At 41.4% G+C, this 14,261-nt stretch carries 12 protein-coding genes and 1 pseudogene; 8 read left to right on the top strand and 5 right to left on the bottom strand.

The window, feature by feature from the left end; genetic code table 11:
- Together I8752_RS14060 and I8752_RS14055 are read left to right on the top strand one after the other, a co-directional pair.
- Positions 1-995 (top strand): annotated as a pseudogene (locus tag I8752_RS14060) (transposase); the annotation flags it as partial.
- Positions 996-1,067: 72 nt separating this feature from the next.
- Positions 1,068-1,385, top strand: coding sequence for a hypothetical protein (locus I8752_RS14055; protein ID WP_214432940.1), 318 nt, complete (start codon positions 1,068-1,070; stop codon positions 1,383-1,385).
- A gap of 20 nt (positions 1,386-1,405) precedes the next feature.
- Here I8752_RS14055 and I8752_RS14050 read toward each other — a convergent pair whose 3' ends face one another.
- Positions 1,406-2,068, bottom strand: a complete 663-nt coding sequence (locus I8752_RS14050; RefSeq protein WP_214432939.1) for a response regulator — start codon at positions 2,066-2,068, stop codon at positions 1,406-1,408.
- On the bottom strand, positions 2,065-3,333 hold the full coding sequence (locus I8752_RS14045; RefSeq protein WP_214432938.1) for a sensor histidine kinase: 1,269 nt from the start codon (positions 3,331-3,333) through the stop codon (positions 2,065-2,067). The genes I8752_RS14050 and I8752_RS14045 overlap by 4 nt, the downstream gene beginning before the upstream one ends.
- 283 nt (positions 3,334-3,616) lie before the next feature.
- On the opposite strand from I8752_RS14045, the gene I8752_RS14040 reads away from it, so the two are divergent.
- From I8752_RS14040 to sipA, 3 genes are all read left to right on the top strand, one after another.
- A complete protein-coding gene (locus I8752_RS14040) occupies positions 3,617-4,126 on the top strand; it encodes a P pilus assembly/Cpx signaling pathway, periplasmic inhibitor/zinc-resistance associated protein (protein ID WP_214432937.1) in 510 nt (169 codons plus the stop codon).
- Between the two features lie 245 nt (positions 4,127-4,371).
- Entirely contained in the window at positions 4,372-4,521 is a 150-nt protein-coding gene (locus tag I8752_RS14035) for a hypothetical protein (protein WP_214432936.1), read from the top strand.
- Between the two features lie 70 nt (positions 4,522-4,591).
- Positions 4,592-4,855, top strand: coding sequence for a regulatory protein SipA (sipA, locus tag I8752_RS14030; protein ID WP_214432935.1), 264 nt, complete (start codon positions 4,592-4,594; stop codon positions 4,853-4,855).
- A gap of 183 nt (positions 4,856-5,038) precedes the next feature.
- On the opposite strand, the gene I8752_RS14025 is transcribed toward sipA, so the two are convergent.
- Positions 5,039-6,529 carry a sensor histidine kinase gene (locus I8752_RS14025; protein WP_214432934.1) on the bottom strand — a complete coding sequence of 497 codons (1,491 nt, stop codon included), beginning with the start codon at positions 6,527-6,529 and terminating at the stop codon, positions 5,039-5,041.
- Positions 6,530-6,771: 242 nt separating this feature from the next.
- On the bottom strand, positions 6,772-9,030 hold the full coding sequence (locus I8752_RS14020; RefSeq protein WP_214432933.1) for a glycoside hydrolase family 65 protein: 2,259 nt from the start codon (positions 9,028-9,030) through the stop codon (positions 6,772-6,774).
- Between the two features lie 802 nt (positions 9,031-9,832).
- Between I8752_RS14020 and I8752_RS14015 the strand changes: the two genes are divergently transcribed.
- The 3 genes from I8752_RS14015 to I8752_RS14005 all read left to right on the top strand — a co-directional run bounded on the left by I8752_RS14015 (position 9,833) and on the right by I8752_RS14005 (position 12,839).
- Positions 9,833-11,362 (top strand): glycoside hydrolase family 10 protein, encoded by a 1,530-nt coding sequence (locus tag I8752_RS14015; RefSeq protein ID WP_214432932.1) that lies wholly within the window; start codon positions 9,833-9,835, stop codon positions 11,360-11,362.
- 245 nt (positions 11,363-11,607) lie between these two features.
- Positions 11,608-11,772, top strand: a complete 165-nt coding sequence (locus I8752_RS14010; RefSeq protein WP_214432931.1) for a DUF2256 domain-containing protein — start codon at positions 11,608-11,610, stop codon at positions 11,770-11,772.
- A gap of 113 nt (positions 11,773-11,885) precedes the next feature.
- Positions 11,886-12,839, top strand: coding sequence for an isoaspartyl peptidase/L-asparaginase (locus I8752_RS14005; protein WP_214432930.1), 954 nt, complete (start codon positions 11,886-11,888; stop codon positions 12,837-12,839).
- 3 nt (positions 12,840-12,842) lie between these two features.
- Here I8752_RS14005 and glmU read toward each other — a convergent pair whose 3' ends face one another.
- On the bottom strand, positions 12,843-14,228 hold the full coding sequence (gene glmU, locus I8752_RS14000) for a bifunctional UDP-N-acetylglucosamine diphosphorylase/glucosamine-1-phosphate N-acetyltransferase GlmU (protein WP_214432929.1): 1,386 nt from the start codon (positions 14,226-14,228) through the stop codon (positions 12,843-12,845).
- Positions 14,229-14,261 lie beyond the last annotated feature (33 nt).

Genomic DNA, 14,261 nt, shown 5'->3' with positions numbered 1-14,261 from the left:
GTGTAGGAAAAATCGATAATGGAATAGTTTCAGTCAATGCCTATGGAGTTTACTCGAATATAACCTTTCCATTAATGGTAAAAGTATTCAAACCAAAAGGAACACTAAAAGAAGGAGATAAATATAAAACCAAAATAGAATTAGCGTCAGAAATTATTACAGAGCTAATTGAAGAGGGCTTTCAGATTGAACTGGTACTGGCAGATAGTTTATATGGTGAGCAGCGCGTTGGGCGGCTTTGCCGACTTGAAGCGACTGCGAACCCGAAGGGTGAAAGTAGCCAATTTCTAAGAAAACTGGGTGAATATAACTTAGCCTATGTAGTAGCAATTAGAACTAATCACGGAGTCTGGCTTCCTTCAGGGCAGAGCGTTAGGGCGAATAAATGGTGTAAGTTTGAGAGAACATTTAGCAACCAAAAATCAGAAACTAGATACATTAGGGAAATAATTTATGGTAAAAAGAGAGCCATAAGTTACTGGGAAATAACTACCGACCCAGAAACCATGCCAGAGAATTCTACTTCTTTCGTAATGACAAATCTTCAAGGGAACCTGAAGAAGATTTTAGGTGATCTGTATGGATTAAGAACTTGGGTAGAATATGGTTTTCGGCAATGTAAACAGGAACTAGGCTGGACAGATTATCGGTTCACAAATTTTCAACATATTGAGAGATGGTGGGAAATTATTTTTTGTGTTTAGACAATGATTAGTTTAAACTCTCCAGCCTTTTTAAGCTTAAATAAATCTCGTAAAATTGAGGTTGAGAGACAAGAGACTAGTAATGTCGATTTTTCTAATCATCAACAATGGAATCATGAATGTGGATGGAAGAATGTTTTAAATAATCTGCGTCTTATTGTTCAACCACTATTACTATTTTGGTTGATTTATCCCTGGCTAGATATTTTCCCTAATTCACAGTTGTTACTGGGATTCAATCATTTAATTGCTGCCATGAATCAATTTAAACCTTGTTATGTTTCTGGATGATTTCATTTATTTACTACTTGCTTATTACGGAAAGTGACAGAAGAGGGGTATTTAAGCGCAAGTGAGTGAAACATGTCACGAATCAATGGTTTAGAGGAAATGATTGTAGAACAAGTGAATAAAGAAATAGCAAATGGTGCTAAATTTGTAACTTTTATTTACTGTTTTTCTCTAATAATTTTAAGCTTTAAACGCAGTTCTGATATCTACTTTATTAAAGCAAACGAAAGTAGCCTCCTAAAAAGCTTACCATTTATATTTATTTCCTTATTTTTTGGTTGGTGGGGTATACCTTGGGGGATAATATATACAATTCAATGTCTTTTTACTAACTTGAGAGGTGGAAAAGACATGACTGCACAAGTAATTTCTGCTCTGAGACAGACATAAAATATGTATAATTTGGGCTTTTAGCTAGGCTGATTCAAATAAGACAAAAAAGTGTTTGCGATAATTGCAGCTTGGGTGCGATCGCGTAAATTTAATCTGTTTAAAATATTAGTGACATGGTTCTTCACTGTCCCTTCAGAGATATAGAGTTGCTGGGCAATTTCTCGGTTACTCGCACCTGTTGCGATTAATTGTAAAACTTCTTTTTCTCTAGGAGTGAGTTCAGCTAAATTCGGGGGAATAGGTGGTGACTGAGTAGGCGTACTTGCGGGAAATTGAGTCAAAAGTTTTTTTACTATTCCGGGGCCTAGTTGAGTATATCCTTTGTAGACTGCGCGAATAGCAACCGCTAACTCTTCTGATGGCGTATCTTTAAGTAAGTAACCCATTGCCCCATTTTGCAATGCGGCTGTAACATATTCATCATTGTCAAAAGTCGTCAGCACTAAAACCTTAATTCCTACAAAACGCTTTTGAATTTCTCGCGTGGCTGCAACTCCATCCATTATAGGCATTCTAATATCCATTAATATGACATCTGGCTGTAATTTTGCTACTAAATTAACTGCCTCTTCGCCATTTTCTGCCTCTCCGACAATTTCTAAATCTGTTTCTAGTTCTAATAATGCTTTTAATCCTTGACGAATTAAACTTTGGTCGTCTACAAGTAACACTTTAATCATGATGTAAACCTTGGTAAAGGAATATCAACTATAATTTGGCAACCAGAACCAGGAGTGCTATTAATATTCATTTCACCCCCTAATGCTAAAGCGCGATCGCGCATACTTTGTAAACCAAATCCAGTGGTATTTTGTCTTAAATCAAAACCTCTACCATTATCTTGAACCATCAACCATAAACTACCTTTTATCGTTATCAATTCTAATTTCACCTCTGTGCTATGTGAATGTTTAGAGATATTTGTCAAGGATTCTTGAATAATTCGGTAGACAGCAGTGCTAATTTCTATTGGCAGTGTATAGTCGATTTGAAAAGTAGAAATTGGTAAAATTCCTGTGGAACGATAAAAATCTTCTAAAAGAATCGTAATTGCCTGTTCTAAAGATTGTTCTTCCAATGGATGAGAGCGCATAGTAGAAACAGATTGACGAACATCTTTTAGTGCATTAGACCCAAGCTCCTTAGCTCTAGATAAAAATGTTTGAGCCTTCCCTGGATTAGATTGCCATAATTTTAAAGCAGTTTCTAATTGTAAATTTAAAGCAGTTAGAGAATGTCCTAATGAATCATGAATTTCCCGCGCAATGCGATTACGTTCTTCTAAGGTAGCTTGATTTTCTATTCTCATAGCATATTGACGAAGTTTTTCGTTAGCAACGGCTAGCTTTTCTCGACTCTGTCTTTCAGATAAGACAGCATTCATCATCAACAACACAAATACTAAACTTAAGCCAAATGTTAGCGACCAGTTCAAGCTCAAAAATCGAAAGCGTTCTCCCTGTTGTGGTAAACCTTGATAATTGAATAATTGGTATTTAATTTGTGTAGTCAAAAGCGATAATATAAACGATATACTTGTAACTACTAAACGCCCAGAAAAATTAAAAATTAAGCAACTCCGGGCAACTAAGATGATATAAAGAAAAGGGAAAGGACGGCCAAATCTCCCCCCAAAAAATCCAGCTATTAAAATTAATACAATTTCACTAGCAGTATAGATGATCTTTGTGATTTTATTATTAGTAGGTAATCGAAAACCCATTAATGTAAAAATAATCAAACTATAAATTGCTAGTTCTGGAAATACACCGCAAATAGACAAATCGGGAAATATACTGCAAATTGACAGTTCTGGAGGTTTAGGACGAAAATGCGGGGATGGTGATGATAGAATTATTGGCAATACAGCGATCGCCAGTAATATCCATTCCAAATAAAGCAAAGATGGAAAAGGATGATTCTTAATTTTAATTGAACGACTCATAAGTTGCTTCGCTCCAATTAGGAGTTAAGAGTTATTAGTGCTGAATTAGGAATTAGTAATAATTGCGATATAAAAATGTTAGGTAATTAATAATAAAACTGTTTAAGCCCCTAACTATTTATGGGTACAAAGCTATGTGCCCTTTCATAATTATCAATCATATTTGCCGAGACTGAATCATGACTTTAGTCATGGATACAACCATGACTTTCTCCTCATGTATCTACAAAATTAAATTTCTATGATGGTGACATCCAACTAGGAACAAACCACAAGGTAAGAAATGAAACTCAAAACATTATCATTGATAGCTGGAGCGATCGCCTTAACATTGACAGCAACCTCCTTTGCCGTTCAAGCAGGAACAGCCTCTTCTTCACCACTGCTACTCGCACAAACACAGACACCGAAAAAAGAAAGAAAAGGCCCTTGGCAAAGCTTAGGACTAACAGATGCACAAAAAGCGCAAATTCAGCAAATTCAACGTGACAGCCGCACCCAAATAGAAGCAGTTTTCACCCCAGAGCAAAAAGCAAAAATCAAGGCTGCAATGGAAGCGCGTCGAGCTCAACGACAAGCAGGTGAGCGTCCACAGCGAGGCCAAGGCGATCGGAAGAACTTTTTTGCTGACTTAAATTTGAGTCAAACACAGAAAGACCAAATACGACAAATTCGCGAATCATCGAAAAAACAGATGGAAGCAGTATTGACTCCCGAACAGCAGGCAAAACTCAAGCAATTCCATGAGAATGCGAGACAGCGCCATCAACAACGCCAACAAAGCAATCCCTAACCCAACATCAAAATATGGCATTAAAGTCTAACGCTGAGAATATAACCATTTGAAAGGATATTTCTATTTATTGAAATAAACACGACCAAATGACGTAAGAGCGTTGTTTTCCATAGTCGAGAGTTAATAGACTTCTTGCAGAAGATGGGAAAGGAGACAAGATTCTATCTCCTTTCCCTTTCCCTTTTCTGCAACAAGATTACAAATATAAAATTGGGCAAACCCCCTAGTAAAAGTTAGGAGTTATGAGTTATGAGTTATTAATTATCAACTGGTCGCAGCGAGGAGTCCCCTACTATACATTTATGGGTTTTGGGGGAGGAACGCCGCTCCGGTATTGGATACTGGGAAAAAGTTTTTTAAAATTTGGTGGTAGGTCAAAGCCTCCACCATAATTTTTCGATTTGACACCCAATCCCTAATCCCCAGTCCCCAGCTCCTTTTACAACTCTTAGCTTTTTTAGTATGTCTAAAGAATTTGCCATTGGTAGTAAAGTCCGTGTTGTGGTACTACCGCCCTACGTCAAAACAGCAGATCCCATGCCTATGCTACGTCCCCCGGATGTGATTTCCCTTGGCGAAGAAGGTATAGTTATTGACCGTCGTCCTGGGGGATATTGGGGTATCCGCTTTGCTAAAGGAGCCTTTCTTTTAGATAGCCAATACATCGAAAGCACAGATACTCCTCCTGAATCTCACTTAGAGGATGTTGGAGAAGATGTAACATAAACCTTAACGCAAACCTTTTCCGTCAACAGCAGAATTTTGATGATATAAATTAACAATAAAGAATGCGCGCATTAGCAGCGTTAGTTACTGGGGGTTATGATTAAATTCATAAAATCTTCCAACCCCCAAAACTGCTTGAGCAACACGAAAATTAAACTCGATTTGAAAACATAGCTTGTAAAACTAACTCCTAACTCCTAACTTTTGCTTACCACTAACTTCTAACGGTAAGAAAATAGTCATCACTTCTCCGTGTTCTGGACGCTGGCGCACAATCAGTTTGCCACCAATCGCCTGAAATAAATGTTTAGTTGCTGCAATATTCAGGCTAATTGTACCTGTTTCTGGTTGGAACATCAGCAATTGACCAAGGGCTTTGCGGATTGGCGGCGTTGCAGGTATGGGTTTGTTTGCATCTTGACACTGCGGTTGAGGCAATAATTGTAACTTTAGTTGATCGCCAGCCGGAATAACTTGGACTTGGATGCAACTGCCAGCAGGTAAACTGCGGGTAAAATTCTCCATCAAGCCAGTAAGCACGCGATCCAGCATATTGGGATTACTCACCACTGTTGGCAGTTGCTGAGGTAATACCACATCCAAAGTTAAGTTACGCCGATTAGCGGCTTGTTGCCAGCGAGGAATACTCTGCTGCAATACTCGATCCAAAGACATTGGCGTTAGTTGAGTATTAGCAGATTTTACCGATGCGCTAGTTTCTAGTTCTGCGGCCTTAAACAGCAACTCCATACGGTCGATTTGCTCGGTACACTCATGGTCGATAATCTTTAAACGGTCGATCGCACTGGCAGGCAAGTCTTGTCGCTTTAATAGCAAGCGAGTCATGGTGCGAATCGTTGTCAGGGGAGTGCGGACTTCATGAGCAAAAGCTTGCAGCAATTCCACATCAGGACGAGAAGGAGCTTCAGAAGACGGGGAGAAAGAAGATGCACTCAGGTGGTGATGAGGTGATGCAAACAAAGAAGTTTCGACTTCACCGCGTCCGCATGTCCCTGCGTCCTCTTTCACCATGTCTTCTTCTTTAGTTACTTCCTGAAGCAACAACTGGCTAAACTGAATTACAGTGCGATAATCTGGTGCTACTGGCGAGTATTGTTCTACTAATGCATCCAATTCTGCGAATAAATCGGGATTAGTCAGCATAACGCGCGCTCCTAGCGATCGCCATGCTTGCTGGACTATTTCTGGTTCAAAAGAAAATGAAAATGTTTTGTTACCGCTTTTTTGTGCTGCTAAAACCAGTACTAATCTAAATTTATCTGTAAAAACTAAGCAAAACTGCTCCGTCGCCAGCGGATCGGCAGGTAATAAAGGTAGTACCGACTCATGAGGAGTAACCTCTTCATCTGGCATAGCGATCGCATCTGGCATCTGAAATGGCATCAGAGCCAAAGGATTAAACGGCTTTGCTGTAAAAGTTACTGTCTGTAAGCTTTGTGTCAATATTGGCTGACTAAATAGGGGTGCTGGAGCGGCTAATACTAATCCCTTTGTGTCGGATGCAGTAGTTGCGAAAGTGTCGATCAGCAGATTTTCTGTCGCTGCTAAACTGATGCGCCACTGCCGCTCTGCTTTAGTTGGCGAACATTCAGCCACAGTTGATTGACTTTCTGCTAAAACTTCACTCAGACTTGGCAATATCCATTCGTACACAACTTTTCACCCCTTGATTTTAGAGCTACTAAAGAGCTTTTAGATTGGGCATTTCCCTACTTAATACGAGGTTATAGTCATTTGTGCACTGGCGACAGTCGTAGAACCGAACAATATAGGCGCAATTTCCCCTGATTAGGACAAGGGGAAGCAGGGGGAGACAAATCAATTCAAAATTCAAAATTCACAGAGGAAGAATCCATACTTCTGCCTCCTAATAACAGACGCGATTAATCGCGTCTCTACGTCTTATCAATCAACTTGACAGCTGAAACTTCCTTCCCCATAACCATTTCTGTTTCTTGTTGCAAGTCAAACTCGTACCATTCGTTATGCCATTGCAAGCGAAATTGGAGACGCTTCCAATTATGGGGCAGATTAGGACAAGCAATCGGGCCAAATTCAGTCATACGGACACCAGCAAACCCAAAAACTACAGCCTGCCATACTCCGCCTGCACTTGCAGCGTGAATTCCTTCAGCTGCGTTACTTCTGACATCTTCCAAGTCTACTAACGCGGCCCGCAGAAAGTGATTGTAAGCTTGGTTTGGTTGATTGAGGTCGCAAGCTAATATAGCGTGAATTGCCGGGCCTAGTGAAGAACCATAGGTGTGATCGGTGCGTTGGGTGTAATAGTCCCAGTTGCTAGCCAGAGTTTGCTGGTTGTAACGCGATCGCAGCAAATATAAAAGCATTAAAACGTCTGGCTGTTTGAGAATCTGCTTTTGGTTTGTGGCTTCAATTCCCAGCAACCCTTGCAAAGATTTAGTCCGAGGTTCGTAATCAGCAAAGTTGATATCTTCTAGCTGGAAAAAGCCTTCAAACTGCTCAATTAAACCAGTTTTTGCATTTTGATTGACAAAGAATCGCTCTTGAATTTGCGTCCATTGATGCAAATTTTCTGGAGTTAAGTTAAGTTTTTGTGCCAGTTGTGCCAATGCTTCGGGATAAACCTGCTGCATCCAGTCGAAGAGTGCTAAAGCAGATTGTAAATGCCACTGCACCATTAAATTGGTGAAGGCATTATTATTGACGCGATCGTGATTTTCATCAGGCCCAATCACATCTAAAATGTCGTAGCTGTGGCGTTCTTGATTCCACTGCACTCGACTTTCCCAAAAAACAGCTGTATCGAAGAAAATTTCTGCCCCATAATCTCGCATCCACTCATCATCTTTAGTGGTTTGCCAGTAGTGCCAAACTGCATAAGCGACATCAACTGTAATATGTACTTCAATATCACCGCACCAAATTCTCACTAAATTGCCATTGGGATCTGGTACCCACCGAGGAGTTACTTCATCGCCAGTGCTAGCACTTTCCCAAGCAAACATAGCTCCTTGATATCCTGCTTCTTGGGCTTTACGTCTTGCTGCGCTTAAGCAGTTGTAGCGGTAGGCGAGTAAGTTCCGGGCTAGGGCTGGTTGTGTGAAGGTGAGGAAAGGAAGGATAAAAATTTCCGTATCCCAAAAAATATGTCCGCGATAGGCAAAACCAGAGAGAGTTTTGGGAGGGATGCTAACTCGGTTGTCGTGACGCGGTGCTACAGCTAATAATTGGAAAAGATTGTAACGAACGCTTAACTGAGCTTGGCGATCGCCTTCAATAATAATGTCACTGTCTTGCCACACTCGCTCCCATGCTGCAATGTGGGCAGCTAGTAGAGTGCTGTATCTGGGTTCATCCGCTAGCCTCTGGATGGCTGCTGCGATCGGAATTTCTACATCCCGTGACGTAAACAAAGTAACAATTTTTTCTACTGTCACCGTTTTTCCCGGAAAGAATTGGAAATTAGTTGTTAAGGTGGGAGAAACAGTCACATTGTCTATACGAATAGTTGCAGTCTCATCGCCTTCTACCACCAACTTAGCTGCCATTCCCAGTTGAATACCTGAGTGCAGAGTTTGGTTTTGCAGCCAGATAATCCGGTCTATGCCTCCTTGATTTATCGTTCGCCAATGTTGCACGCCTTGGGTGTCTGGTTTAGCATCAAATCCAGCTTCGACTGAAATATCACCCTCAAAGTTTATAGATGTAATTTGACAGCGGATTGCTAAGACATGGCGATCTGCCAAACTGGTAAAACGCTCAAAGTGGAAATCTAAGGTATGACCTTTGGGAGAAAGCCAGCGGATATCACGGCTAACAATACCTAAGCGTAAGTCCAACCGCCGCTCGTAATTAATAATCTCTCCACTATCCATACTAAAGCGTTCGCCTGCCACTGTCACCACTAACGGCAACCAATTGGGACAGTTCACAAGCTCGGTATAAGCAATCTCTACATCGTCGTAAACACCATGAATCAATGTTGCCACAGAATCATTAGGGTATCCTTCCTCAAATGTCCCCCGCGTTCCTAAATAACCATTGCTCAGAGTGAAGATAGTTTCTTGATGGTGCAGTTTTGTCGGGTTAAACTCTGTTTCAACGATGTTCCAGCCAATAGTGTTAAGTAGTTGCTGATTTAGTTGAGAATTTTTAATAGATACATCGAGCATGAGCAAAAAAACCTATATTTCAGGGCAAGATAAAATTCAATCTCTAGGAATTAAATAAGTACTTTAAATTTCTTGTAGTCGTTAATACTTCGATGCAGTTTATATAGCAAAGTCAAGATTTGCTACTAACAGCATGTTATTCGTTTTATCCCTCTATAGTTAGGTTCCATTAACAACCTAAGTTAGAGCTAAGACACTAAAAAACTATACTAAACGATATATGTACTTATGGGATGGAAAAACTCAATATTTTTTGATTTTTTTATTTAATCAAATAAAAGCATGTTTAAATGCGTTTATACGAAAGCTATATTGCTTAGTAAGATGGGCTTAAATCATTTTTCTTTTTTAGTTTTAATTTAATTTCAAAGTCATAATAAATTTTCATAAACTTTATCTAATAGCAAAGATATAAAGCAACTAAATGTTCATTTGCTGATTAAAAATGTACTAGTAATTAACCAACCTGATTTGTATTGTAGATACATATACTAAATACTTTAAGTAAAATTAACTAGGTGTACTAAAGAGTAAATCACAAAGTAAAGAAATTTTAATCTATGGCAAGAAAATAAAAGCCAGCTTTTGAGCAACCAACTATTAGAGAACTTCAAAAATAACTGCATTCAATTTCTCTATCCAAGACATTATCGTATTCTTTTTCCCCAGCCTCCCCAGATTGACGATTGGCTATTTTGATGAAGTCCTTACTTCTCCTTCTGACAAAGTTCGGAACTTCAAGAGTAGCTTGTCGTCTTCAGAAATCGCACTTGCTCCCACAACGCTAACTACAAGAATATTCGTGAACATCAAAGCCATCGTTCTCAGCGGATTTTTACTTCTAGCCAATTCCTCTGTCCAAGCAGACTCTCCCCGCAACCCAGAAAATGTTATCCCTCCATCACCTACTAGAGAATTTCGAGGTGCTTGGATTGCTACAGTCTCCAACATTGATTGGCCGTCACAACCAGGTTTACCTGTTGCCAAGCAAAAGGCGGAACTAATTGCGATGCTTGACCGAGCAGTTCAATTAAAACTGAACGCTGTTATTTTGCAGGTGCGTACTGCCTGTGATGCATTTTATGCATCTCCCTACGAACCTTGGTCAGAGTTTTTAACTGGCAAGATGGGCAAAGCACCTGAACCGAATTATGACCCTTTAGCTTTTGCTGTGGAAGAGGCGCATAAACGAGGCTTAGAATTACACGCTTGGTTTAACCCTTTTCGCGCCCATTATCCCCAAGCCAAATCTACAATTTCTCCTGACCACATCAGCAGAACCCATCCAGAATTAGTCAAGCGGTACGGTAAGTATCTCTGGCTAGACCCAGGAGAAAAAGCTGTTCGGGATTATTCACTCAAAGTGATTATGGATGTTGTCAACCGATATGATATTGATGGCGTTCACATTGACGACTATTTTTATCCTTATCCAGAACGGGATAGGCAGAATCGTACTATTGATTTCCCGGACGAACCGAGTTGGCAAGCATATCTGCGTTCCGGTGGCAAAAATAGCCGTAGTGACTGGCGGCGAGAAAATATCAACACATTTGTACAGCACTTGTATGAAAATATTAAAATCGCCAAACCTTGGGTAAAAGTTGGTATTAGCCCTTTTGGTGTTTGGCAACCAGGTTATCCAAAACAGCTTGGAAATAAAAACGATGCACGCGGCTTTAACGCTTACGAACAGCTATACGCTGATTCGCGCAAATGGCTAGAGAATGGCTGGTTAGATTACCTTTCTCCACAGCTTTATTGGAAGATTGAGCAGACTCAACAGAGTTATCCCGTTTTGCTGAACTGGTGGGTAGAACAAAATACCAAAGGTAGAAGTATTTGGCCGGGAATGTTTACCAGTCGCGTAGCTAATAATAGTCCTACAGCTTGGTCTGCTAAAGAGATACTTTCTCAAATTCAAATTACACGGACTTACTCTGGGGCAGGTGGCAATGTTCATTACAGTATGAAACCACTGATGCAAAATCGTGGCGGTATTTCTGACTTATTAAGCAAAAATGTTTATACCACTCCTGCTTTAGTGCCAGCATCACCTTGGTTAGATAATACACCACCCGGTAAACCCAGTTTGGGTATTCAAAAAGATATTACTGGCAAAAAAATTCAACTCAACTGGAAACCTACTGGCGAACAAAAAGTTTGGTTATGGGTTGTGCAGACTAAAACGGGAGATAAGTGGGCAACAAGTATCTTACCTGCGAATCAAACTTCTTATATACTGAATGGCGATCGCGTTGAAAGTGCAGCTGTCTCCGCAATAACTCGCTATGGAACTGAGGGCACAAGCGCTATTGTCAGTAAACCATAAGGGACTTCCAATCAAAAATATCCCATCGCTTTGGGAGCTTTCAACAGAGATTTTTCGGGTGAGTAGTAGTCGCACTATGACTTTTTCTTTGCTTGCGGATGCCTAAAGTGTTGTCTTTTCAAGAATAAATCTATGGGAGGATTGACAAGACATTTATTTGCTAAAGGTATCCTCCCTTTGTTGCAAACTGGTTATAATTATTTTCCATCTCTCAACAATCAAATTCTCATCTGCAAAGTATTTATATGGGGCGCGCTCGTTCTAAATCTGACCTACCGACAAAAATCTGTCCGGTATGTCAACGTCCCTTCACTTGGCGTAAGAAATGGCAAGATTGCTGGGACGAAGTGAAGTACTGCTCAGAACGTTGTCGCCGTCGCCGTTCTGAAATTACAGGGACTAGGGACTAGGAACTAGGAACTGGGGACTGGGAAAAACTTTCCCAATACCCAATCTCTCATACCCAATATCTCATCCCCAAAAGAACCAACCGCAACTTAGACGCAAATAGCGCAAAGGATAAATGAAGTCACAGGTGCAACCCAAATTAATTATTCATGGAGGAGCGGGTAGTTCTCTCCACGGTAAAGGAGGCTTGGAAGCGGTGCGCCAATCGCTTCATACAGTAGTAGAAGAAGTCTATGCTCTTTTATTGTCAGGCGTAACTGCCTCTGTAGCAGTGGTACAGGGGTGTCAAATGCTAGAAGATGACCCACGCTTTAATGCGGGGACAGGTTCGGTGTTGCAATCTGATGGTCAAATCCGCATGAGTGCCTCTTTAATGGATGGCACGTTAAGGCGTTTTAGTGGCATAATTAATGTCTCGCGGGTAAAAAATCCCATTGAGTTAGCGCAATTTTTACAAAACTCACCCGACCGAGTGCTGTCAGATTTCGGTTCTGCCGAGTTGGCACGAGAATTACAACTTCCTAGCTACAACGCTTTAACTGAATTGCGGTTGCAAGAGTGGATACAGGAGCGTCAGGATAATTTTAAAAGCACGATGGCTGGTGTGGTAGCCGAACCCGAACTAGTGGAAAGCAGTAATTCCCGACGCGGTACTATCGGCGTGGTAGCTTTAGATGCTTACGGAAGTTTAGCTGCTGGCACATCTACAGGTGGTAAAGGCTTCGAGCGGATTGGGCGAGTCAGTGATTCTGCTATGCCAGCAGGTAATTATGCTACTAACCATGCAGGTGTAAGCTGCACTGGTATCGGCGAAGACATAATTGATGAGTGCCTAGCACCAAGGATTGTGGTGCGCGTTACTGACGGTATGTCTCTCAAAGATGCCATGCAACGCTCATTTGCAGAAGCCCACCAAAACCAACGAGATTTGGGAGCGATCGCCCTAGACGTAACCGGAGCGATCGCTTGGGGCAAAACTAGTCAAGTTTTACTCGCCGCCTATCACAACGGCGAAAGCATCGGAGATACTCTCGAATTACCCTTAGAAACAGAAGTAGGCTTTGTGTAGCTGTCAGCTAGAGTTTTTTGCTTGTGAATTTTGCTCTGAGCGTCTTTTTGATAACCAGCCTGGTTTTACCACTTGACGCTCGCGGGCAATTGCTAAAGAATCATCGGGGACATCTTCTGTTAGTGTGGAACCTGCTGCCACGTAAACATCATTTCCCAGAGCAATCGGTGCAACTAAAACAGTATTAGAACCCGTACTAGTGCGATCGCCTATCTTAGTAGGATGTTTGTTTGTGCCGTCATAGTTGGCAGTAATTGTGCCCGCACCGATATTTACCCGATTGCCCGTAGTGGTATCGCCCAAATATGACAAATGTGCCACATTCGTGCGATCGCCCAATTTAGTATTTTTCAATTCCACAAAATTGCCTACGCGACAACCAGTACCAACCTGGGCGTGACTGCGTAAATGGGCATAGGGGCCAATCCGGCTACCCGCCTGCACAATACTATCTGTAATCACAGAATACCGCACTGTCACCTTTTCACCTAATTGACTATTTTCAATTAAAGTTCCAGGCCCGATGCAACTCCCTGTTTGAATCACAGTGTTCCCCCGCAAGTGAGTTTGGGGTTCAATAATCACATCTGTATGCAGTTCTACACTGTCATCAATTGTGATGCTGTCGGGGTCTATAAGAGTTACACCCGCAAGCATCCATTTTTCCTTAATTCGTCTTTGTAAAATATCGTATGCCGTTGCTAATTGCAGGCGATCGTTGATTCCCAGAATTTCTTGGTAGTCTTCGACATCAACTGCCATCACTTGCCCAACTTGGGTAACGGCATCTGTAAGATAGTATTCTTTTTGAGCATTGTTTGTCTCTAGGTGGGGCAAAACCTTGGCTAAATCTTGCCAACGAAAGCAATAAACTCCAGCATTGATGCGGCGATTTTGTCTTTGAGCGGTTGTACAATCCTTGTCTTCAACAATTTGTTGCACAATATTTTCACCGTTACAGAAAACGCGCCCATAGCCTTTGGGTTCCGGCAAGTGCGCGGTGAGAATAGTGGCGGCGTTATGATTTTGGACGTGAGTTTGCAATAGTTGCTTGAGGGTTTGGGTACGTAACAAGGGAACATCACCATTCAGTACCAGCAAATCCCCGGTATAACCCTCTAAATGGGGAAGTAATTGCTGGATAGCATGACCTGTACCTAATTGTACAGTCTGTTCCACAAACTCCAAATCGGTGAGCGATTGCATGGCTGCTTTGACTTCGTCACCCTGATACCCGACGATCGCTATCCGTCGTGAAGGCGAAAGCGGCTTTACACTTTCGAGAACTCTTTCTACTAGCGATCGCCCACCCAATGAATGTAACACCTTGGGTAAGTGTGATTTCATCCTTGTGCCGCGTCCCGCCGCTAGAATTGCTACAACTACCATAATTAGCTATCAGCTATCAGTGAATTGCGCTTT

It is taken from the genome of Dendronalium phyllosphericum CENA369, from assembly GCF_016056275.1.
In the GTDB taxonomy this organism is placed as follows: domain Bacteria; phylum Cyanobacteriota; class Cyanobacteriia; order Cyanobacteriales; family Nostocaceae; genus Dendronalium; species Dendronalium phyllosphericum.
This window is presented reverse-complemented; position numbering and strand designations above follow the sequence as displayed.